This is a genomic window from Brevibacterium sp. p3-SID960, assembly GCF_025144725.1.
Classification (GTDB): domain Bacteria; phylum Actinomycetota; class Actinomycetes; order Actinomycetales; family Brevibacteriaceae; genus Brevibacterium.
Genome location: NZ_JALXKS010000024.1, coordinates 1 through 22619, shown reverse-complemented (window position 1 = coordinate 22619; position 22619 = coordinate 1). Strand labels below are relative to the sequence as shown.

General features: G+C 64.6%; 16 protein-coding genes. 12 read left to right on the top strand and 4 right to left on the bottom strand.

The features are described from left to right. Positions 1-109: 109 nt before the first annotated feature. From M3B11_RS08410 to M3B11_RS08385, 6 genes are all read left to right on the top strand, one after another. A complete protein-coding gene (locus M3B11_RS08410) occupies positions 110-1276 on the top strand; it encodes a glutathione-independent formaldehyde dehydrogenase (protein WP_259877069.1) in 1167 nt (388 codons plus the stop codon). Between the two features lie 133 nt (positions 1277-1409). Then, positions 1410-2540, top strand: a complete 1131-nt coding sequence (locus M3B11_RS08405) for an FAD-binding oxidoreductase (protein ID WP_259877068.1) — start codon at positions 1410-1412, stop codon at positions 2538-2540. A 516-nt stretch (positions 2541-3056) separates the two neighbouring features. Further along, on the top strand, positions 3057-3434 hold the full coding sequence (locus tag M3B11_RS08400; RefSeq protein WP_259877067.1) for a helix-turn-helix transcriptional regulator: 378 nt from the start codon (positions 3057-3059) through the stop codon (positions 3432-3434). A gap of 38 nt (positions 3435-3472) precedes the next feature. After that, complete coding sequence (locus tag M3B11_RS08395) at positions 3473-4414, top strand: cation diffusion facilitator family transporter (RefSeq protein WP_259877066.1); 942 nt, start codon at positions 3473-3475, stop codon at positions 4412-4414. A gap of 222 nt (positions 4415-4636) precedes the next feature. Continuing rightward, positions 4637-5008 carry a hypothetical protein gene (locus tag M3B11_RS08390; RefSeq protein ID WP_217007639.1) on the top strand — a complete coding sequence of 124 codons (372 nt, stop codon included), beginning with the start codon at positions 4637-4639 and terminating at the stop codon, positions 5006-5008. Positions 5009-5077: 69 nt separating this feature from the next. Then, positions 5078-5878 (top strand): potassium channel family protein, encoded by an 801-nt coding sequence (locus M3B11_RS08385; RefSeq protein WP_102163126.1) that lies wholly within the window; start codon positions 5078-5080, stop codon positions 5876-5878. A gap of 67 nt (positions 5879-5945) precedes the next feature. Here the strand turns inward: M3B11_RS08385 and M3B11_RS08380 are convergent, their stop codons facing one another. From M3B11_RS08380 to M3B11_RS08370, 3 genes are all read right to left on the bottom strand, one after another. Continuing rightward, entirely contained in the window at positions 5946-7298 is a 1353-nt protein-coding gene (locus M3B11_RS08380) for a TIGR01906 family membrane protein (RefSeq protein WP_259877065.1), read from the bottom strand. 145 nt (positions 7299-7443) lie between these two features. Further along, the gene (locus M3B11_RS08375; RefSeq protein WP_165883368.1) at positions 7444-8370 is read right to left on the bottom strand and encodes an AEC family transporter; all 927 of its coding nucleotides are present in this window, start codon (positions 8368-8370) and stop codon (positions 7444-7446) included. Positions 8371-8690: 320 nt separating this feature from the next. Continuing rightward, positions 8691-9161 carry a hypothetical protein gene (locus M3B11_RS08370; protein ID WP_259877064.1) on the bottom strand — a complete coding sequence of 157 codons (471 nt, stop codon included), beginning with the start codon at positions 9159-9161 and terminating at the stop codon, positions 8691-8693. A gap of 363 nt (positions 9162-9524) precedes the next feature. Between M3B11_RS08370 and hrpA the strand changes: the two genes are divergently transcribed. Next, positions 9525-13655 carry an ATP-dependent RNA helicase HrpA gene (gene hrpA, locus M3B11_RS08365; protein WP_259877058.1) on the top strand — a complete coding sequence of 1377 codons (4131 nt, stop codon included), beginning with the start codon at positions 9525-9527 and terminating at the stop codon, positions 13653-13655. Positions 13656-13766: 111 nt separating this feature from the next. Here hrpA and M3B11_RS08360 read toward each other — a convergent pair whose 3' ends face one another. Further along, a complete protein-coding gene (locus tag M3B11_RS08360; RefSeq protein WP_165883365.1) occupies positions 13767-14147 on the bottom strand; it encodes a hypothetical protein in 381 nt (126 codons plus the stop codon). 124 nt (positions 14148-14271) lie between these two features. Between M3B11_RS08360 and M3B11_RS08355 the strand changes: the two genes are divergently transcribed. The 5 genes from M3B11_RS08355 to M3B11_RS08335 all read left to right on the top strand — a co-directional run bounded on the left by M3B11_RS08355 (position 14272) and on the right by M3B11_RS08335 (position 22588). After that, complete coding sequence (locus tag M3B11_RS08355) at positions 14272-15867, top strand: peptide chain release factor 3 (protein ID WP_259877054.1); 1596 nt, start codon at positions 14272-14274, stop codon at positions 15865-15867. Positions 15868-16077: 210 nt separating this feature from the next. After that, complete coding sequence (locus tag M3B11_RS08350; RefSeq protein ID WP_165883363.1) at positions 16078-17163, top strand: inositol-3-phosphate synthase; 1086 nt, start codon at positions 16078-16080, stop codon at positions 17161-17163. Positions 17164-17417: 254 nt separating this feature from the next. Continuing rightward, complete coding sequence (locus tag M3B11_RS08345) at positions 17418-19082, top strand: AbgT family transporter (protein ID WP_259877043.1); 1665 nt, start codon at positions 17418-17420, stop codon at positions 19080-19082. 158 nt (positions 19083-19240) lie between these two features. Next, positions 19241-21565, top strand: coding sequence for an AAA family ATPase (locus M3B11_RS08340; RefSeq protein WP_165883361.1), 2325 nt, complete (start codon positions 19241-19243; stop codon positions 21563-21565). A 219-nt stretch (positions 21566-21784) separates the two neighbouring features. Beyond that, complete coding sequence (locus M3B11_RS08335; RefSeq protein ID WP_259877033.1) at positions 21785-22588, top strand: Bax inhibitor-1/YccA family protein; 804 nt, start codon at positions 21785-21787, stop codon at positions 22586-22588. Positions 22589-22619 lie beyond the last annotated feature (31 nt).

The window sequence follows — 22619 nt, the reverse complement described above, 5'->3', positions numbered from 1 at the left end:
AGTGCGCTGCTTCAATCTGTAGTAAGTGCGCTGCTTCATCTGTAGCATAGAATCGAGACCCAGGACGGTTCAGGTCTGAAAGTCACCACACAACGATTGGAGATCCGCCATGAAGGCTGTCGTCTATCAGGGACCCAGAGATGTCGCGGTCACGGATGTTCCGGACGCCAAGATCGAGCGGCCCACAGATGTGCTGGTCAAGGTGACAACAACCAACATCTGCGGCTCGGACCTGCACATGTACGAGGGCCGGACCTCCTTCGAGCAAGGCCGGACGTTCGGTCACGAGAACATGGGAGAGGTGGTGGAGGTCGGCCAGGGAGTCGAGAAGGTCAAGGTGGGCGACCGGGTCGTGCTGCCGTTCAATATCTCGTGCGGTTTCTGCAAGAACTGCGAGCGCGGGCTCACGAACTACTGCCTGACGACGCAGCCTGACCCGTCGGCCGCCGGCGCGGCCTACGGTTTCGCCGAAATGGGCTCGTACGGCGGCGGGCAGGCAGAACTGCTCCGGGTGCCCTTCGGCGACCACAACGCGCTGCGCCTGGGTGAGGACGCGGAGGAGAAGGAGAACGACTACGTCATGCTCTCCGACATCTTCCCCACCGGCTACCACGCCACCGAGATGGCCGGCGTGGTTCCGGGCGACAGCGTCGTCATCGCCGGGGCCGGACCCGTGGGACTGATGGCCGCCTTGTCCGCGACGATCAAGGGCGCCGCGAAGGTGATGGTGGTCGATCGCCACCCCGACCGGCTGGCGCTGGCCGAGCAGATCGGCGCGATTGCCATCGACGACTCCAAGACCGACCCTGTGCAGGCCGTGCTGGACGAGACAATGGGACTCGGAGCCGACCGCGGCTGCGAGTGCGTGGGCTACCAGGCCCACGATCCCCAGGGCAACGAAGATCCGGCTGCCACCCTGAACATGCTCATCAACTCGGTCCGTTTCACCGGCGGGATCGGCACCGTCGGCGTGTTCGTCCCTCAGGATCCTGGGGGCAAGGACGACCTGGCCAAACAGGGCAAGGCGGCTGTCGACTTCGGCTTGCACTGGTTCAAGGGGCAGACCATGGGCAACGGTCAATGCCCGGTCAAGAAGTACAACCGCCAGCTGCGCGACCTGATCGCGGCTGGGAAGGCGAAGCCGTCATGGATCGTCTCCCACGAGATCTCGTTGGAGCAGGCCGCCGACGCCTACAAGAATTTCGACTCCAGGGCCGAGGGCTGGACCAAGGTCGTCATCAAGCCCGGCATGTCGAGCGGAGAGAAGGCAAGCTGATATGCCCGCGGATCTGCAGGCCAGCAGGGTCGCGATCCTCGCCGCGAGCAGACCGGCACGTTGTTCTGCGAACCCGCGATTGAGAAGCTCTCCTGCGGCCTATCGCTAATCACCAACAGATCAAGGAACCGCGATGACAGGAACTGACGACGGCGTTGCCACGACGCGTTCACCCGAGGTAGCAGTGATCGGGGGCGGGATCGTCGGTCTGTCGACAGCGTACGCGCTGCGGGAGCAGGGCGTGCCGGTGCGCTTGTACGAGGCTGGTCTGCCCGGGACAGGTCAGTCCGCGGGTGAGTCGCGGATCTTCCGGCATGCCCACGACGACCCGCGGCTCGTCGCTTTCGCGCGCGAGAGCCGCGGCGTATGGGATGAGTGGGCCGAACACTTCGACGTCGAGCTGGTCTCATCAGACGGTGTCCTGGCGGTCGGAGACAGCGCCCTGGCGCGGCTGCGGGTGCTCGACCAGGTCGGCGGCGTGGAAGCGCGCGAGATCGACGCTGCCGAGGTCGCCCAGCGGATGCCGCTGCTCGCTGGGTACTCGGGGCCAGCAGTGCTCGACGAGTCGGGCGGCGCGATCCGCACCCGCGCCGCGATCACGGCACTCACGGGTGCCCTCGCAGATGCGGTCACTACCGGTGAGGTCATCTCCATCGATCCCCGCGCCGACGGGACGGTCGAGGTGCGCAGCGTAACCGACCGGGCTGTCTACTCCAAGGTGGTCGTGTGCGCCGGCCGCGAAACCGCCCGCCTGGCACGCAGCGTCGGCCTGTCGCTGCCGGTTCGCCTTGCCGCACACGTCCGGCTGACCTTCGACGTGAAAGCCGCCGCCCCGGCACGAGTCGCGTGCCTGCAGGACAGCAGCGGCGTCTTCGGCGAAGTCGGCGTCTACGCGACGCCGCTACCGGGCAACAGCAGCTATTCGGTCGGACTCAGCGACACCGTCGGCGTCCGCGACGACGGAACGTTCATCGACCCGGCGGCGATTCGATCGCTGGACGAACGCGCACGCGATTACGTGACACGGGCGCTGCCCGGTCTCCGCCCAGAGCCGCGCGACTTCGTCCACTGCTGGGTGACCGACCTCCCGTGGAGTGAGGACGGCGTGGCCGTGTGGGAGGCAGGCTCGGTCTTCTTCGTGGCCGGTCACAATCTATTCAAGCAGGCACCATCGCTGGGTCGCGCCCTCGCCCGGGCTGCGACCGGCGGCGGTCTCCGCGCCGAGCTCAGGCCCGAAGCGCGCCTCGGCGAGGCCCAGGCCTAGCTGACGGTGGTCAACGGTTGCGGCACTGCGCCAGCTGGGGTGAATTACGTGATCTTTCAACGTGAGCGGACCGACCAGGCCCGGTTCGAATCCTGAACGCTGAACCACGCCGGGGATGTTCAGAAGACGAGCCTCCAGCGGGACCATGGGGTCAAGTCCCCGGACGTGGTGTAGCGGATGATCCTTCGGTTTGGGGTTAGAAGGGCTGCGCGCCGTCGGTGGGCTGGGTGTCGTGGCTGTTGGGACTCAATCGCTGTCGGGGTCGAAGAAGTCCTCGGGGAAGGGTTCGGGCTGGCCCGCTGCGGTCAGCCCTTCCTGGCGCCCGACGCCCTCCGCGTGGCCCGCGCGTGGAGCTCAACGCTCTGCTTCCTCGGTGCTGCCATGCTCCTCATCCGCCCATGGGATCAGAGCCTCCACCAGACCCGGGGCGAATCAGGATGAACGGCACAGAAGCCGTCTCAAGCAAAGCGGCGCCCGGACGAAAGCGGCATCACCCTTGGGTGATAGCATCGCTCTATGGCGATGAAAGCTGATGTGATATCAATCGACGAAGCGGCCACGACCGCGTACGCGCACCTGTTCCAGGCGCTGGCCGAACCGACGCGCCTGGCGATCGTCCAGCATCTGGCCTCTGGCCCGCACCGGGTGCGCGACCTGGTGGCGCACATGGGCCTGGCGCAGTCGACGGTGAGCAAGCACATCGCCTTCCTGCACGAATGTCGGCTGCTCACCGCCCGGCCCGAAGGCCGCGCCACCTGGTACGCGCTGGCCGGACCCGAGTGGTTGCGCGGGCTCATCACCGCAGCCGAACGCGTACTGACTGCGACCGGCGCCCACGCGGTGCTCTGCCAGCACCTGCACACAACCGAACCGCACCAACCGGCCGCCAGCTGAACCGATAGCCAGCCACAGCACCAAGGGAGGAGGAGACCATGGGAGCACACCACAACCACGGACCCAGCGCCGCCGAAGCAGCACACGCACCGGGCATGCGCCGCCGACTGCTCATCGCCTTCAGCTTCGTCGCCTCCATCGTCGTCGTCCAGCTCATCGGCGCCTGGCTGTCGGGCAGCCTTGCCCTGCTCGTCGACCTCGTCCACTCCTTCGTCGACTCCTCCGGTCTGCTCATCGCCGTCGTCGCCGTCACCCTCATCGCCCGCCCGCCGTCGAATGAGCGCACCTGGGGCTACCGGCGGCTTGAGAGCCTCGCGGCACTCGCCCAGGGCCTGCTGCTGGCCGGTGTGAGCATCTACGCCATCATCGACGGCATCCGCCGCTGGGCCGCCCCGCCGGAGGTCGCCGCCGGTCCGCTGCTCATCGTCGCCGCACTCAGCCTGGTCCTGAATGTCGCAGCGATGCTCGCCCTGGCAGCCGGGCGGAAGGCGAATCTGAACATGCGGGCCGCGTTCCTCGAAGTCCTCGTCGACGCCCTCGGCACGCTGGCGGTCATGGTCTCGGCGATCCTCATCCTCACCACGGGCTACACCCGCGCCGACACGCTGGCCGCCTTCCTCATCGCCGCCCTCATCATCCCGCGCTCGGTCATCCTGCTGCGCGATGCCGTCCGGATCCTCATGGACTTCACCCCGGCAGGCCTCGACCTCGATGAGGTCCGCCGCCACATGCTCGCCGTCGATCACGTCATCGACGTCCACGACCTGCACGCCTCGACCGTCGCCTCCGGGCTGCCGACACTCAGCGCCCATGTCGTGCTCGACGACTCCTGCTTCAGCGACGGCCACGCGATCGAGATCCTCGACGGGCTGCGCCGCTGCATCGCTGAGGACTTCGAGGTCTCGATCGAGCACACGACGTTCCAGCTCGAAACCGAGGACATCCGCCGGCGTGAGAGCCACGACACAGTCCATCCTTAACGAGAAGGCCCAGCGCAGCATCACAATTCGGTAACGTCGGCCGAGCGGAGAAGTTGCCCACGCCACACTCAGTCCTCCTGCCAGCGGCGGAGCATCGAGGGTATGTCTCAATCCCGTCATGTGCGGCACGAGACGATAACACCGGCTGATTCGCAGAGTTCACTCAGCTAGCCTGGTCACTGAAGCGGCATGCGAAACGCCGCACCAGGCCCACTGAATCCCATGCACAACTGCGAACCTGCCGAAGCCGAAAGAAGCACGATGCTCAAAGAGCTCATCATCCGGTTCCTTCTCGTGGCCGCCCCCGCCTGCGCCGTCCTCTGGGCGTTCGCCTACACCTCCGGGGAGCTGCGCACGCCCGCCGGACTCACCCACCACCTGACGATGACCGCCACCCTGCTCGGCATCATGGCAGCACTCTTCGGCACCATCTTCCTCATCGCAGCCCTCATGAGCCGTTTCGCACCACGCCCGGTGCGCGTCGAATCCCAACCGCTTGAAACCCCGGCGACCCCCGCCTCGGCGCCGGCACCGGCCGTCACCGAGACCCCGGCACTGGCCGAGCCCCGGCTCATGTCCGGCGCCCAGCAGTAGCCGACACGACCGCCGCCAGACGGCACGCACCACCCCTCGCACCTGCGCATATGCGACACTGACAACAGCATGAGCGAGGCGAGACAGACCACACAGACACAAGACACCGCGGTACCGCAGAGTCGCTACCAGCGGTGGCAGCAGCTGACCGAATGGCCGATGGCGATCGCCGCCCTCATCTTCCTAGCCGCCTACGCCTACGTCGTCATCGGCAACCTGCGGCCCTCGGAGATCATGTGGCCCGAACGCGTCATGCTCGCCATGTGGGTCGTCTTCGCCATCGACTACATCGTCAGCTTCATCCTTGTGCGCCGCCGCTTCCTGTGGTTTTGGACCCACCTGCATGAACTCGCCCTCGTCATCTTCCCGTTCCTCAGGCCGCTGTACCTGCTGCGCCTCATCACCCTCATCGGGTTCATCCACCGCACCGCCGGCGCCCGCCTGCGCGGCAAGGTCACCCTCTTCATCTGCACCGCCTCGGTCGTGCTCGTCTTCGTCGCAGCGCTGGCCGTCCTCGACGCCGAGCAGAACTATCCGGGGGCGAACATCACGAGCTTCGGCGATGCGCTGTGGTGGGCGGTTGTGACGATCACGACGGTCGGTTACGGCGATCACTTCCCGATCACCGCGCTCGGCCGGTTCATCGCCGTCGGGCTCATGATCTGCGGCATCGCCCTCATCGGCTCGGTGACTGCGACCCTGGCCTCGTGGATCGTCGATGTCGTCTCCGAAGACGAGGAGGCTGAGGCCCGGCACTTGAGCGAACAGACCGCCGAGCTGCACGAACGCCACCACGGGGCCCACGCAGGTGACCTGGCCGATGAGCCGGCAGGCGTGCTGCGCCCGCGCCGCGAACGCCTCGACTTATAAGAGTTCGACCCGAGTGGCAGGGGAAACAGCCACTCGGGTCGATGGGGGAAGGATCTGTGGGGACGCGTCAGCTGCGCGTCGTCCCAGCCGGGTCCTCCGGCTGCTGCGGGCGCACCGTGACCGGGCGGGTGGATTCCGGCGCCGAGGCGGTGCCCGCCTCCCGTGTGCCGCTGGCCTGGGTGGCCGGGTCGGGCAGCTCGCCGCGGTCGCTGCGGCGCTCGGCCTTCTTCTCAGCCTTGGCGGCACGGCGCTCATTCGAGCGCTCCTTGCGCTCAGCGCGTCGGCGGCCGATGAACGACAGCGCGAGGATGAGCGCGGAGATCAGCAGCACGATCGCGGCTGCGGCGATGCCGGCATCAACCCAGAACTGGCCGGGGAAGAGCCGGATGAGTGCGTCGTCGACGTAGAACTCCCAGGTGCCGGCGTCGAAGAACATCGCGTGGAACTGGGTGAAGAACCGGTCCCAGCCCAGCATCGCCAGCGCTCCGAGGGCGAGGAAGGCGACGATCGTCAGCAGCGCCCCGAAACGCAGCGCGTGGCGCAGGCCCGGACCATTGGCCCGTGACATGTACAGGCCGAAGAGAAGCATGCCGATCGCGCCGATGACGGCGATCAGGTAGAGCAGGGACACGAGGTCCTTGACGTCTTCCATGTGGGCGATCTCTTCGGGCTGGAAGAGCGGCACCCCGTTGGGCAGCACAACGTCGGAGAGGTAGCGACTGGAGTCGAAGTTGTTGAGGTAGTCGACGACGTAGGAGCCGTAGTGCAATCGGTCGTCGTTGGTGAAGCCGTAGGCGTCGGCGGGGAAGCCAGGCCGCCAGAAGTATGCGAACTTCAGAAACAGGCCCGAGGCGATGAGCCTGACGGCCAGGCCCGCGAGCACGAAGGGAGTGGCCAGCGCGATCCAGATCCCGCCGATGATGTCGAGGGCGTTGACACGCCTTCTGGCCGGCTCGTCGACATCGTCATGGGCGTCGTGGTGGCCGCGGGTGCGGATCTGCTGGGTGGGCGCCACGGCCGCGCCCGAGGCGGTGGCACCGGCGGCAGCGCCGGTGCCGGTGGCCGTGGCGCTGGTGGCTGTGCTGGTGCCGGCGTCGATGGGGCGGTGTTCGGCGGTGGCGTGAGGGTCAGGGGTGCTCTGCGCGAAAGCGCGGTCGCGCAGCTCCCGGTTGCGGTGGGCGATCGGGTCGAACTCGACAGTCTCCTCACTCAGCGGCGAACCGGGCGACTCGTCAGTGCCGGGCGCGTCAATCGAGAAGGTCTGCTCATCTGCGACGTGCTCGCCGATGTGCGCTTCGCGGTCGTGGCGGCGGGAGCCGGCGGCACCGTCGCTCGACTCGGCCGATGACTCCGGCTCGCTGCCGGAGCTCATCCGCCGGGAGAGCAGGTCGTCGGTGTTCTTCGAGTCGTCGATAGCCACGCTCCCATTGTTCGACGGATGAACACTGCGCTAGTGGAGCGACACGCACAAACCGGCAAGTCAGGACGGGTGCGCGGTGTCTGCCGGCCCGCGTCCGGCCATGGGGCTCAGGCCCCGGCTGCGGGTGCAGATCCTGGAGCCGGGCTCAGACTCCGAACAGCAGCGCTGCGACCACCACAGCCGGCACCGAGAGGATCGTGGTGATGAACACGGCGTCACGGGCCAGCTGAGCCGAGGCCTTGTACTCCATGGCGTAGATGTAGACGTTCTGCGCCGTCGGCAGGGTCGAGGTCACGACGATGCCCATGAGCATGAGACCGTCATAGCCGAGCAGCACCCCGCCAATGAGCCAGGCGATCAACGGCTGGATGACGAGCTTGGTGACCGTGATGATGACAAGCTGGCGGCGCGAACCGGCCGGCGGGAGCTTCCAACCGTCCTTGAGTGAGATGCCGAAGGCCAGCAGCATGCCCGGCACCGACATCGCCGCGAGCATGCTCACCGGCTCGTGCACCACCTCGGGCAGCCGCCACCCGGTCAGCGAGCCGGCCACGCCGAGGGCGGCGCCGATGACGATCGGGTTGCGCAGCACCATGAGCACCGGGCGCCACCACTGACTGTCGGCCTGTGCCCGGGTGGAGTCGAGCAGCACCATGATGATGGGGCTGAGCAGGATGAGCTGGAAGAGCAGCACCGGGGCGACGAAGCTCAGGTCCTTCAGCACATAGGTGGCGATGGGGATGCCGAGATTGCCGATGTTGACATAGCCCGAGGCCATGGCGCTGATCGTCGCCTCACCCAAGCTGCGCCGCCGGGCCCACAGCGTGAAGGCGAAGATCCCGGTGAACACGAGCACCGCCGAGCCGCCGGTGGCCAGCAGGGCAGGGGAGAAGATCGCATCGATGTCCGTCGAGGAGATCGTGACGTAGAGCAGCGCGGGGGTGGCGACGTAGAAGACGACGCGGGCGAGCACCTGCTGGCCGGTCGGGCCGAGCACCCCAGAACGGCCGAGCATGAGGCCGGCGAAGATGACAACGGCGATGACGCCGAAGCCTTCGAGCACATCGAGCACGGTGCGGTCAGTTCCTTCTCTCAGGGGCGTTCATCCGCCCGGCGGATCGTCAGCTGTGCTGCGCGAGTGTGCGACCGGCGCTGACGACGAAACTGCGATCGTGCCCAGGTCTCAGAGTCCAACCCCGGTTTCCAGGTGGAGACTATCGAATCCGATTCCCCTCTGCACACCGCGGTCGCCAAGGAGAACGCATGAGATGAAGCGGGCGGTCACCAGTACGGCACATGCTCGATCTGTGCCGGGGCACTGCGCCGGGTGAGGATGGGCGTCAGATGCCGACAGCGTCGTGGAATGGGGATCGCATCGACAGCGCCGAACTGTCAGCCCGGCAGCGTGTGGCGCTCAAGGTCCGCGGCGAAAGCCGGGGCGTCGCTGAGCGTGACGGTGATGAGCGAACCGTCCCGAGACCTGATCTCGAGCCCTGGGCCGCCGTGGGTGATGATCCCCTTATCGCGGACACCCCGAATGCGGTAGCCCCAGCCGAAGAACTCACCCAGGGGCTTCACATCCACGATCCGCACCGATTCGATTTCCGCCACCGCGACAGACAGCCGGGGCCAGCCGAGCAGTGACCCGGCGGTGAACCTCGAATCGTCGAGAGACACCTTGAAGACGCTCGTGGCGAGCGCGAGCCACAGCGACGCGATGGTGACGACCGTCAACAGGATGAGGAGCCACGTATCCAGCGCAGTCCAGAGTGCGATCAGAATGACGACGAGCGCGAGCATGGACAGCCAGAGCACCAACTGAATCGGCCAGGCGAGAGAAATGAACGACGTGCGGCGGACCATTGTATTACCTCCGGGGTCCAGTGAATGAGATTCCTCAGCTGGCGACAATAGAGCGTGACGACATGACGCTACCGATTCTGCTGATCGTCAGATATTGCGCGAAGGTCGTATCGGTTCTCCTTTGACTGTAGCTCCCTTGGTCGCAGTTCCCTACGGCCGTGCGGTCTCCTGCGGCAGACATGCCTGCGATTCCGGGGTCATGTCATCGCGGGCCCGGGGGATGAATCGCTGGAATGCAGTGAAGGAAACACTGGTGGCATGCAGTCCGACGATGGACGCGTGGAGTGTTGAACATGTGATGGAGCCTTGAACGTCTGAATGCACGGTGCTGCCGCAGAGCCGAGGGGTTAACCTGGTGGGGTTATGTCTGATTCCCGGCCCGGCCGCCGGCGCCGCGGCGCGCGCTCGCGCAGCGACCGCCCTGATCGCCCTTCCACACGACAGCACGCCCAGCGCGCTGCTGCCCGCCGGGCTGCCCGCGCCGGCCTCGATATCGCCATCACGTATCCGGCCGAGCTGCCGGTCAGCGAGCACCGCGATGAGATCGCCGAGGCGATCCGCGCTCACCAGGTCGTCATCATCGCCGGTGAGACCGGTTCGGGAAAGACCACCCAGATACCCAAGATCTGCCTCGAACTCGGCTACGGCATCACCGGGCTCATCGGCCACACCCAGCCCCGCCGCATCGCCGCCCGCGCGGTCGCCGCCCGGCTGGCCGACGAACTCGGTCAGGAGCTCGGCGCAGGCATCGGCTACCAGGTCCGGTTCACCTCCCAGGTCGCCGACGCCACCCGGGTGAAGGTCATGACCGACGGCATCCTGCTGGCCGAACTCCAGCATGATCGGCAGCTGCGCGACTACGAGGTCATCATCATCGATGAGGCCCACGAACGCAGCCTGAACATCGACTTCCTGCTCGGGTCGCTGGCCCGCCTGCTGCCCACACGGCCCGATCTCAAGGTCATCATCACCTCGGCGACAATCGACCCGGAGTCCTTCGCCGAGCACTTCGCCTCCGCTGACGGCCCGGCACCGATCATCAGTGTGTCCGGGCGGACCTATCCCGTCGAGGTGCGCTATCGTCCGCTGGCCGATGACACCGCCAGCGACGACGACCCTGACGGCCCCGGCGCCGACGGTGACTACGAAGCAGGAGCCGCCGACCAGACCGAGGGGATCCTGACCGCCGTCGACGAACTCGCCCGCGAAGCCCCCGGCGACATCCTCGTCTTCCTCTCCGGCGAACGCGAGATCCGCGACACCGCCGATGCGCTCGCCGCCCACCTGCAGCAGAAGGGGCCCAGGTTCGCCGAGTGGGAGGTCATCCCGCTGTTCGCCCGGCTCTCGTCTGCCGAACAGCAGCGCGTGTTCGCACCGCATGACCGGCCGCGCATCGTACTGGCCACCAATGTCGCCGAGACCTCGCTGACGGTGCCCGGCATCAAATACGTCATCGACGCCGGCACCGCCCGCATCTCGCGGTATTCCAACCGCACGAAGGTCCAGCGGCTGCCGATCGAACGGGTCTCGCAGGCCTCAGCCAACCAGCGCAAGGGCCGCTGCGGCCGCACGAGCGAGGGCATCTGCATCCGCCTGTACTCCGAAGACGACTTCGAAGCCCGCCCCGAGTTCACCGACCCGGAGATCCTGCGCACCAACCTCGCCAGCGTCATCCTGCAGATGATTTCGCTCGGCTTCGCGCAGACCGAATCCGACATCACCTCCTTCCCCTTCCTCACCCCACCCGAATCGAAGGCGGTGCGCGATGGGCGCGTGCTGCTCGGCGAACTCGGCGCCACCCGCACCGATGAGACGGGCCGGATCCGGCTGACGAAGATCGGCCGGATGCTCGCCAAACTGCCGATCGACCCGAGGCTGGCCCGCATGGTCCTCGCCGGCGCTGAGGCCGGCTGCGGCGGCGAAGTCGCCGTCATCGTCGCAGGTCTGTCCGTCCAGGACCCGCGCGAACGCCCGGCTGAGGTGCGCGCGCAAGCCGATGAGCTCCACGCCCGCTTCACCGATCCGCACAGCGACTTCCTCACCCTGCTGAACCTGTGGAACCACCTCGCCGACAACGCCGCCGCCCTGTCGTCATCGAAGTTCCGCAAACTGTGCAAGGCCGAGTTCATCAACTTTGTGCGCGTGCGCGAATGGCAGGACCTCGTCACCCAGCTGCGCCACCTGCTCGGCGGCGTCGGCGTCAAGATCGACCGCTCTCACTGGCGGCCCGGCAGCGACGACGACACCACCACGCATGCCGGCAGCCGGTCCCGAGGCGGCGGCCGCGACGGCAGGAAGGGCGCGCCGAGTGCCCCGGAAGGGATGGATCCGCATGCCGCGGCCATCCACCGGGCGCTGCTGACCGGCCTGCTGTCGATGATCGGGGTGCGGGCACCGGAACCCAAGCCCCGGCCCGGTGAGCGCCGGCCCAAGCGCCGCGGCTACGACTACCAGGGTGCGCGCGGCACGAAGTTCCAGATCTTCCCCGGCTCCGGGCTGTTCAAGTCCGCTCCCGAGGTCGTCGTCGCCGCCGAACTCGTCGAAACCTCCCGCCTGTGGGCCCGGACGGTCGCCGCTGTCGAACCGGAGTGGATCGTCGAGGCCGCAGGCGAGCTCGTCACCCGCCAGCACTCCGAACCGCACTGGTCGAAGAAGGGCGGGCAGGCGATGGCCTATGAGCGGATCTCGCTCTACGGCGTCACCCTCATCTCCGATCAGCGCATCGGCTACGGGCGCATCGACCCGGAAGCCGCCCGCGACATGTTCATCCGGCACGCCCTCATCGACGGGGAGTGGAATGACCGCCACCCGTTCCTGGGCCGCAACGCCCAGGCCATCGACGCGGCCGAACGACTCGCCTCCCGGATGCGCGACCACCGCCTGCTGGCCGAAGACGATGTGCTCTTCGACTTCTACGACGACCGGCTGCCGACCACGATCATCTCCGGGGCCCACTTCAACTCGTGGTGGAAGAAGAAGCGCCGCAGCGAACCCGAACTCCTCGACATCGACCCCGAGGCGCTGCTCGCCGACGATTCGGCCGATATGTCCGCCAGGGCCGCCAGCGACTTCCCGCTCACCTGGGCGTTGCCGGACGGTTCGGAGGCGAAGCTGCACTACGCGTATGCACCCGGCCAGGCCACCGACGGGGTGACGGTCGAGCTGCCTGCCGAGGCGCTCGCCGACGTCGACACCGACGTGTTCACCTGGCAGGTGCCCGGCCTGCGGCATGAGCTCGTCACCGCGCTCATCCGCTCCCTTCCCAAAGCTAAGCGTCGCTACTTCGTGCCCGCCCCCGATGTCGCCACCGACATCCTCAGTGTGCTCGAACCCTATTCCGGGCGGCTGCCCGAGGTGCTCGCCGCCGAACTCACCGCCCGCGCCGGCGGGGGAGAGCTCACCGACCTCGTCCCGATCACCGTCAAGGCCAGTGATTTCGATACCGGCCGGCTGCCGGCCCACCTCGTCATGGAGTTCACCACCCGTCACGGGGGGAAGACGAGCCAGCCGACCCGCGACCCCCGCCAGCTCACCACCTCGGCCGCGGCACCGAAACCGGCCGAGAAAGCAGCGCAGAAGACGACGTTCACCGAGCGGACCGGCATCCGCGACTGGGATTTCACCCTCGACACCCGGCCAGTGCCCACCGGAAAGGAGACCGAGGTCCACCCTGGCCTGCGCGATGACCGCGACACCGTTGCCATCACCGCGTTCTCAACCGCTGAAGAGGCCGCCCGCCGCACCCGGGCCGGGCTCATCCGGCTGCTCGTCATCGCCTTGAAATCGCGCATCGACTACATCGCCGAGCACCTGTCGACGAACGAGAAGCTCGTCCTCGCCGGGCATGCGAAGACCGGGTTCGGGGCAGCGACTCCACAGGCACGGCCCGACCTGCTCGGCTCGTGCGCCCGGATTGCCGTCGACCGGCTGCTCGGCTCCGATACGACCGTGCGCACCCGCGAGGAGTTCGACACCGTGTTCCGGCAGGTCGATGCCGGGTTCATCACCGAGGCAACCCGAGCTGTCGGCCTCGTCGTCGACATCCTCACCCGTGCGACCGCTGTCGACAAGGCGATCAGTGCGGCCTCCTCGCTCACGCTTGTCCAACAGCTGGCCGATGTGCGCAGCTGGCTCATCGACCTCATGACCGCCGATGTCTTCGAGATCACCGGAGCGGGCGCACTCGCCCGCTTCCCGGTGTACCTGCAGGCAGCCGAACACCGGGTGGCGAAGATGCAGGAGAGTCCCGCCCGTGACCGGCAGCTCATGGACCGCATCAGCGTGGTGGCGGGCAAGGTCGAACAGGCGCTGACCAAGGCGTTCCCGAACCTGGCGGATCTGCCGGCTCCGGTCCAGGCGGCCGGCGTGCCCGCTGACTGGGCTGCGGTGCTGTGGTCAGTTGAGGAGCTGCGCATCTCCTACTTCGCCCAGCACCTGCCGACCGCCCACCCAGTCAGCGACACCCGGATCCACAAGGCGCTCGCGGCACTGTAGGTCTGGACGGGGTCCGATCGCATCAGACAGGCAGGATCAGGCCGGCAGGATCAGACAGGCAGGACAGGATCAGACAGGCAGGATCAGACCGGCAGGATCAGACACGCGAGATCAGAGGGGCGGGCCGGAGGTGTAGCCGAGCAGCACCCAGCTCAGCGGCAGCGCACCAGCACAGGCGATCGCCCCGAGCGCCCAGCCGATCCGCCACTTCCAGGTGCGGTGTTTGAACCCGCGCCACAGGCACACGATCGCGCCGATGAGACCGGCTGCGCCCAGCAGCGTCATGATGCCCAGGCCCAGGATGTTCAGCGCCGAGGTGCCCATGAGGATGACGTAGTAGGCGATCTGGCCGACCATGAGCGAGAACCGCAGTGACAGCCACACGAGCGGAAGTGAGACGATTGCAGCGATGAGAAGCGGGAGTGCTTTGATGAGTCTGTCCCGACGCTCGGGGTCGCGGGCGACCTGCGAGTACTCGGAGTGCTGGTTCATGGAGTCCTCAGCGTCATCGGGAGAGAAACAGGTCATTGGGAGAGACAAGGAGTGAGCGCCGACCGACGTGCCGGCATCATCCCCACGGTATCGGCGCCACCCTCAAAGTACTAGACTCTCTTGGGTGACTTCCACCGGTGACTACAGCCCGAAGACCATCCGCGAACAGGCCGCCCGCAGGCGCACCTTCGCGGTCATCTCCCACCCTGATGCCGGTAAGTCGACCCTGACTGAGGCGCTGGCCCTGCACGCCCGGGTCATCGGGCAGGCCGGCGCCACCCACGGCAAGGCCGGCCGCCGGGCGACCGTGTCGGACTGGCAGAAGATGGAGCAGGAGCGCGGCATCTCGATCTCCTCAGCCGCCCTGCAGTTCGAGTACCGGGACGCGGTCCTCAACCTCATCGACACCCCCGGCCACGCCGACTTCTCCGAAGACACCTACCGGGTGCTCTCCTCGGTCGACTGCACGATCATGCTCGTCGACGCCGCCAAGGGCCTGGAGACGCAGACGATGAAGCTCTTCGAAGTCTGTGCGCACCGCAACATCCCGATCATCACCGTCATCAACAAGTGGGACCGGCCCGGTCTCGAACCGCTTGAGCTGATGGACGAGATCCGCGAACGCACCGGCATGCTGCCGACCCCGCTGACCTGGCCGGTCGGCGTCTCCGGTGACTTCCGCGGCGTGCTCAACCGGGAGGATGGCACCTACACGAAGTACACCCGCTCCGACGGCGGTGCCTCGATCGCCGGTGAGGAGACAATGGACGCCGAGGCCGCCGCAGCCCTCGAAGGCGAAGCCTTCACCACCGCCGTCGATGAGTCCGAGCTGCTGGAGATGGAGGAACAGAACCACGACCAGGTCTCCTTCCTCGCAGCGAAGTCGACACCGGTGATGTTCGCTGCCGCGGTGCTCAACTTCGGTGTGCACAAGATCCTCGACACCCTCGTCGACCTCGCTCCCGCCGCCGAGGCGCGGGCGGACAAGGATGGGACGGACCGGCCGGTCGACGCGCCGTTCTCCGGCTTCGTGTTCAAGGTGCAGGCCGGCATGGACGCCAACCACCGCGACCGGCTGGCCTATATCCGCGTGTGCTCCGGCGTGTTCGAACGCGGCATGGTCGTCACCCATGCCTCGACCGGCAAACCCTTCGCCACAAAGTACGCCCAGCAGGTCTTCGGCCGCGACCGTGCCGTCATCGACGAAGCCTTCCCCGGTGACGTCGTCGGCCTCGTCAACGCCTCCGCCTTGCGGGTCGGCGACTCGCTGTACCTGGATCAGCCTGTCGAGTTCCCCGGCATCCCGACCTTCTCACCAGAGCACTTCATGGTCATCCGCGCCAAGGACTCTTCGAAGTACAAACAGTTCCGCCGCGGCATCGAACAGCTCGACCACGAAGGCGTCGTCCAAGTGCTGCGCTCCGACCTGCGCGGCGACCAAGCGCCCGTGCTCGGCGCGGTCGGCCCGATGCAGTTCGAGGTCGCCGAAGACCGCATGGTCCAGGAGTTCAACGCCCCCTGCCGGCTCGAGCCGCTGCCCTACACGATCGCCCGCCGCACGACTGCGGAATGTGTGCCGACTCTGGCCCGGGAGCGCTCCGTCGAGGTGCTCTCGCGCTCCGACGGCGAACTGCTGGCACTGTTCTCCGACCGGTGGCGGCTCCAGGGCGTCGAACGACAGCACCCCGAACTCGTCCTCGAACCCCTCGTCGTCTCCTGAACCACGACCTCGGCGCCGGCACATCGCATACGCTGGTGAACATGTGACGATCTCGCCCGCCAGGAATAGAAGATCATGCAGCTTTGAACCGGTCCAGGAGAGGACTAAGATGGTCATCTGTGCCTTCACAAGGGCTGTCACATCATGATCCCGCTGGGCAGGCATACCTCTTCACAATACGAAGGCGTTCATCAGGAAAGGTCGACAACAGTGACAACTCAACCGATTCGCGTCGCAATCGCCGGATTGGGCAACTGCGCAACGTCCCTCGTCGAAGGCGTCACGTACTACGCGGACGCTTCCCCTGAGGACACCATCCCCGGTCTCATGCACGTGAACTTCGGTGACTACCACGTCAGCGACCTCGAGTTCGTCGCCGCCTTCGACGTCGACGAGGCCAAGGTCGGCCTCGACATCGCCGAGGCGATGCGCGCCGGACAGAACAACACGATCAAGATCTGCGATGTCGAGAACACCGGCGTGAAGGTGCAGCGCGGTCCGACGCTCGACGGTCTCGGGCGCTACTACCGCGAGACGATCACCGAATCCGCCGCCGAACCCGTCGACGTCGCCCAGGCGCTGCGCGATGCTCAGGCCGATGTGCTCGTGTGCTACCTGCCGGTCGGCTCGCAGGAGGCCACCGAGTTCTACGCCCAGGCCTCGATCGATGCCGGCGTCGCCTTCGTCAACGCCCTGCCGGTGTTCATCGCCGGCACCAAGGAATGGGACGACAAGTTCCGTGCGGCCGGGGTTCCGATCGTCGGTGACGACATCAAGAGCCAGATCGGTGCGACGATCACCCACCGGGTCATGGCTCGGCTGTTCGAAGACCGCGGCGTCGTCCTCGACCGCACCTATCAGCTCAACGTCGGCGGCAACATGGACTTCAAGAACATGCTCGAACGCGACCGGCTGGAATCGAAGAAGATCTCCAAGACCCAGGCGGTGACCTCGAACACGTCTGCCGAACTGACCGACAAGGACGTCCACATCGGCCCCAGCGACTACGTGCAGTGGCTCGATGACCGCAAGTGGGCCTATGTGCGCCTCGAGGGCCGCAACTTCGGCGATGCTCCGGTGTCGCTGGAGTACAAGCTGGAGGTGTGGGACTCCCCGAACTCCGCCGGCGTCATCATCGACGCGATCCGAGCTGCGAAGATCGGCCTCGACCGCGGTGTCGGCGGTGCGCTCATCTCCGCCTCGTCCTTCTTCATGAAGTCCCCACCCGAGCAGCAGAACGACGAACTGGCCCGCCAGGCCGTCGAAGACTTCATCGCCGGGCGCATCGAACGCTGAACCGGGCGCATCGAACGCTGAACCGGGCGTAGAGAACCCTGAACCGGGCGCGTCCGCGCCGCTGAACGAACTCAACGGGCCCTGCACGACGGCAGGGCCCGTCGAGGCATCTGGAGACCTATCGGCCGGAGTGCGGACCCGGCAGTGGGGAAGATCTCTTCTGCGAATGCATCGCATGGCTGTCATTCCTGTGCTGTAGTAGGCTACAAGCCGCGCGCCGAATCGCCGTTGTCTCCGAGTGAAAGATCCCCGCCATGTCCACTGCAGCAGCACATCCGGGAAAGCAGAAGTCCGATGAGGACCTCAGCTGGCTGATGAAGTCGCTGGTCCTCATCGAGAAGGCCGGCAACAAGCTCCCGCACCCCTTCTGGCTGTTCCTCAGCCTTGCCGCCATCGTCATGCTGCTGTCCTGGTGGCTTGCCAGTGCCGGCGTCTCCGCCGTCAATCCGGCAGATGACGAGGAAGTCGCCGTCGTCAACCTGCTCTCGACCGAGAGCCTGCGCGAGATCGTCTCCGGCATCACCGAAAGCTACGTCACCTTCCCTGCGCTGGGACTCGTGCTCGTCGTGCTCTTCGGTGTGGCGGTCGCTGAGCAGTCGGGTCTGTTTCCCACCATGATGCGCGCGGCCCTGTCGAACGTTTCCCCGCGGCTGGTCACCCCGGTCGTCGCTCTCGTCGGTGCGGCCGCCTCGATCGCCTCCGACGCCTCCTACATGATCGTCATCCCGCTCGGCGGGCTGGCGTTCAAGGCCGTCGGCCGCAACCCGGTCATCGGCTGCGCGGTCGCCTACGCCGCAGTCTCCGGTGGCTACTCCGCCGCCCCGTTCGTCAACAGCCTCGATGCGATCCTCGGCGGCATCTCGACCTCTGCCTCCCACATCATCGACGAAAACTACACCGTCACCCCGGTGGCGAACCTGTACTTCAACTTCGTCTCCATGTTCGCCGTGGCGCTGGCGATCACGCTGGTGACCGAATTGCTGCTCAACAAGCGCGGTGAGCAGATGGAGCTCACCGAAGTGAACGGCACCAGCACCACCAGCGGAGGCAACGGCTCCGGCGCCGCCGTGACCACCGCCTCGGCAACGGCCGGCAGCGACGACGGCACCGCCGGCCGCGACGTCCAGGACCAGGACCTCTCCGCACCGGTTACCGCGTTGGAGAAGCGCGGCATGCTCATCACCCTCGTCGTCGCGATCATCGGTGTGGCCGCCTGTGTAGCTATCGCGTGGCCTGAGAACTCCTTCCTGCGCGATGCCGACGGCGGCTTCACGATGGAATCCGGGCTGATGGCCGGCATCGCACCGCTCATCGGCATGGGCTTCTTCGTCCTCGGCATCGTCTACGGCGTCGTCACCGGCAGCATCAAACACCCCAACGATGTCCCGGAGATGATGGTCAAGGGTGTGGCCCCGTTCGTGCAGGTCCTTGTGCTGTTCTTCGCCGCCTCCCAGTTCCTGGCGCTGTTCGCGATGTCGAACCTCGGTGTCATCCTCGCGATCCGCGGTGCCGAGTTCTTCCAGAACATCGGCGCAACTACCTTCCTCATCCTCATCGGCGGCTACCTGCTCACCGCGCTCGGCGCGATGTTCATCACCTCCGGTTCAGGCCTGTGGACACTCATGGCCCCGGTGCTCATCCCGATGTTCATGCTGCTGGGTATCGCCCCGGAGATCACCCAGGCCGTCTACCGCATCGGCGACTCGACGACGAACATCATCTCGCCGATGAGCCCGTACTTCGTCATGATCCTCGGGTTCATCCAGCGCTATAAGAAGGACGCCGGCATCGGCACGCTGCTGTCGCTGACGATCCCGCTGTCCTTTGCGATGTTCATCGTATGGGGCATCCTGTTCTTCCTCTGGTGGGCCACTGGCATCCCGATGGGCCCCGGCGCGCAGACGCACTACCAGATGTGACCGTCCGGTTTTTTGCGTTACTGTGCCACACTAAAAGCAAACGCTTTGAGCAACACCTATTGGTAACCTGGTTGCTTGTGTAGACAGAACGTTTGACGGCCCGTTACGGTGAAAGAACGTAAGGATATGAGCGCATCGGCTTAAAGGGGTGACGGGTCGTGATAGGCAATGTTAAACTGCATGGGCGGTTTCGGAGCTTAACGCCCGATACATTTGAAAATGGCGCAAAATTCGGTAAGAGAACCGTGATTTATGGCCATAACGGCAGCGGGAAATCGACGTTTGCTGAACTTCTGCACCAGGTTGGTGACGGTGTCTGTGCGGAGCCTATATCTTTTGTCGACGAAAGCCAGAAACGAGTAAAACTACCGCCTGGCAAACAGTTGCGAGAGTCAACCCTTACTGTATTTTCTAAGTCTTGGATCCAAGAGAACCTTGAGAGCTTTCTTGACGGTGACGAGGCCGCCGCTATAGTCATGCTCGGGTCAGCTGCGGTAGACGCTAAAAAGCGTCAAAAAAAGCACGAGGAAGAGTTGCAGAAGCTCATGGCGCTTCAACCAGATGCATGTGACAAAGCTAATGCTGCCGCGAACGCTACCGCAGCTCTAGTGAGCGCGGTGCAAGACTCGATTGTCGGAACACTAAGTGAAGTCGATCATCGGCAGTATTCGAAGAATCGCTACTCTGTACCGAGAGTCAGAAAATTGCTCAGCGAAGCTACTGCCGACTATCCGTCTTTGGAGGAGCACGAGCGAAATTTGGAGGAGGTAGCGCGTGGCCCACTTCCAACTGTAGCAATCCCACCCCCGCCCGATGGGACCTTGGGGTCGTTGAGAGACGAAGTGTGGCAACTATTGAAACGAAACAGTGACGGACAGCTGATTTCGGATCTGCTTGGTAAAGGTGAGCTGCAGCGCTGGCTAGAAACAGGACTTCGATTGCATGAAGGGAAAAGTGACTGCTACTTTTGTGAAGGGCCTCTCGACGGGCCGAGACTAATCGAGCTAAGGAACCACTTTGATGACTCCCGGCGGCAAATCCAGACTGAGGCAGACGAACTACTAGCCCGGGTAGCAAACGTGCAATTGTCTTATGAGCAATGGGAGTCGCAGTTGCCAGGAGAAGACGACCTCTACAGCGATCTGAGGGAAAAATTCGTAGGCGCGAGGGACGACGCGGTTCGCGATGTTGGGAAGGTGCGGCAGTTTCTCACGACGATCAAGCAGAATCTAACGGAGAAACGGCATCTGCCCGAGAAATGTGATTTTGCGGAACCCGGCGATGTTCCGAGCCTGGTCAGTGAGACCGTAATAGACCTTGTCAGGCAGCACAATGGAATTGCTAAAGAAGCTGGATCCCGTCAAGAATCGATCGCGGAAGCAATACTAGCTCATTTGCTAGGCGAGCGGGCGGCTGACTTTCGAGAACTCTGCCGCGAAGAGGGCAAGGCATTTGAGGAGCGCGACCGTATCGCATCTGAGATTACTCAAATTGAGCAACTTTTGACTCGGGCGCGGGCTGAGAGATACTCGAGTCATGAGATGGCTCAGCGTATCAGTAGCGATCTAGCTTCTATCTATGGAAAGTCCCATTTGACGATTGAGGTTTCGAGTGACGGCCAGTCATACCGTTGTCGACGGGACGGTGAACCAGCTAAAAATCTCAGTGAAGGTGAAAGAAATGCCGTTGCTCTTATCTATTTTCTGAGGTGCTTGGAGGACGAAACCGTCGAGATCCGGCCCGAAGAGCGGATCGTGGTGATCGATGATCCATCCAGTAGTTTTGACCGAGAGGCTGTGTTCTCCACCCACTCCTGGCTTCTCGACCTATTGCCTCGATATGGACAAACGATTATTCTCACTCACGATTTCGAAATGCTCCGCCTCCTGATCGCGTCCCAGAAAAGCCAGCTGACTAAAAGTCATGGTATTCTTAAGAAGCTAAGCAGTAATAGCGCTAGTGAGAGGGAAGCAGCTAAGGCTGAAGATGCATTTCCTCGTGTTTCCTTCTTGGAAATGCGGTGCGTGCATGATGCAAATGGGCGACGCGCTTCAGAGCTGAAGCCTGTGTCTCCAATTCTGTTGCAGCACAATTCTGAGTACCATTTCTTATTTGATCGGCTGTTGTCTGGTCTCGAAAACCCGGACGATCACACCACCTTGTTTTTGCTGCCTAATGCGGCTCGCCGTCTCCTTGAATCCTTCGCTAGCTTCCAATTGCCCCATATGTCTGAGTTCCGTAGTCAGATAGAGAAATTGGCAGTGGAGGATTGCCAATCCGAGTTCCGTGACGTCTATGACTTTTGCAACCGTTTTTCACATGGTGAGGGTCGTGAGGCGCAACTTGCTTTGGATGTCAGTTTGACACGCCTGAATATCAGGCGTTGCGTAGAGCTTCTGCGTAGCGTTGATGGTGAGCATTACAGATATATGTGTCAAGCTACTGGTCGAAATGATGATCCGCTCAATTCGATATTTGCTTAGCATCAGTCTTTATGCAGGTTCGTGCATGAAATTTAATGGTGGGCGTAAGACATAGTTCGCTGGTCAGCGTAAGGGCACCCGTTGCCGAGGCGTCGGTAACGGGTGCATAACGGCTGGCCAGAGCGCACCCGGCCTCAGCGTCCGTACAGCTTCCTTCGGTAGACTGACAGGCAGTCGCGGACCGTGACGACAAACCAGCGATACCCGGAGGTAACACGGATGTCCAACCCGCTCGTTCGACGCGGCCTTGAACAGGGAATCAAGGCTGGCCACCAGCCGGCCACCCCAAGCGCCGAAGAGCTCAATTCGATGTACATGCAGCCCTCGGCCGAGCCGCAGCGCCCGGTCGATGAGCGTGTCATGACCTATGACGACGTCCTCATCAAGACCGGCATCTGCTTCGCCGTGCTGCTCGCCGGTGCGGTGCTCGGCTGGTTCATGCCCGTCCTCGCCCTGCCGGCGATGCTGCTGGGTCTCGTCCTCGGCCTCGTCAACGCCTTCAAACGCGAGCCGAACAAGGGACTCATCCTCCTCTATGCCGGTGTCGAGGGCGTGTTCCTTGGCGGCATCTCCGGTATGTTCAACGCCGCCTACGAGGGCATCGTCGTTCAGGCTGTGCTCGCCACTCTGTGCGTCTTCGGCCTGATGTTCGCTCTCTTCCGCTTCCGCATCGTGCGCATGAGCGGCAAGATGACGAAGTTCCTCATGCTCGCCGTCGGCGGGTATGCGATCTTCGCGCTCGTGAATTTCGCTTTCGCAATGTTCACCGGTGGTGCGATGAATGCCCGCAACGTCGAGATCACCATCATGGGCATGACGATGCCGCTCGGCGTCGTCATCGGCATCGTCGCTGTCATTCTCGCTTCGCTCACCCTCGTGGCTGACTTCCAGATGATCGAAGAGGGCGTCAAGCACCGCATCCCGGAGAAGTACTCCTGGACCTGCGCATTCTCGCTCATGGTGACCCTCATCTGGCTCTACGTTGAGATCCTGCGCCTGCTGTCGTACTTCAGGCAGGATTGACCCAGGTGCTTCCCTGGCGATGAATACCCAC

What these genes read in the sequence shown, in the direction of transcription:
- M3B11_RS08395 (WP_259877066.1), top strand. Translation starts at nt 3,473, where the DNA reads ATGGGAGCACACCACAACCACGGACCCAGCGCCGCCGAAGCAGCACAC.
- hrpA (WP_259877058.1), top strand. Translation starts at nt 9,525, where the DNA reads ATGTCTGATTCCCGGCCCGGCCGCCGGCGCCGCGGCGCGCGCTCGCGC.
- M3B11_RS08335 (WP_259877033.1), top strand. Translation starts at nt 21,785, where the DNA reads ATGTCCAACCCGCTCGTTCGACGCGGCCTTGAACAGGGAATCAAGGCT.
- M3B11_RS08345 (WP_259877043.1), top strand. Translation starts at nt 17,418, where the DNA reads ATGTCCACTGCAGCAGCACATCCGGGAAAGCAGAAGTCCGATGAGGAC.
- M3B11_RS08385 (WP_102163126.1), top strand. Translation starts at nt 5,078, where the DNA reads ATGAGCGAGGCGAGACAGACCACACAGACACAAGACACCGCGGTACCG.
- M3B11_RS08400 (WP_259877067.1), top strand. Translation starts at nt 3,057, where the DNA reads ATGGCGATGAAAGCTGATGTGATATCAATCGACGAAGCGGCCACGACC.
- M3B11_RS08370 (WP_259877064.1), bottom strand. Translation starts at nt 9,161, where the DNA reads ATGGTCCGCCGCACGTCGTTCATTTCTCTCGCCTGGCCGATTCAGTTG.
- M3B11_RS08405 (WP_259877068.1), top strand. Translation starts at nt 1,410, where the DNA reads ATGACAGGAACTGACGACGGCGTTGCCACGACGCGTTCACCCGAGGTA.
- M3B11_RS08410 (WP_259877069.1), top strand. Translation starts at nt 110, where the DNA reads ATGAAGGCTGTCGTCTATCAGGGACCCAGAGATGTCGCGGTCACGGAT.
- M3B11_RS08390 (WP_217007639.1), top strand. Translation starts at nt 4,637, where the DNA reads ATGCACAACTGCGAACCTGCCGAAGCCGAAAGAAGCACGATGCTCAAA.
- M3B11_RS08360 (WP_165883365.1), bottom strand. Translation starts at nt 14,147, where the DNA reads ATGAACCAGCACTCCGAGTACTCGCAGGTCGCCCGCGACCCCGAGCGT.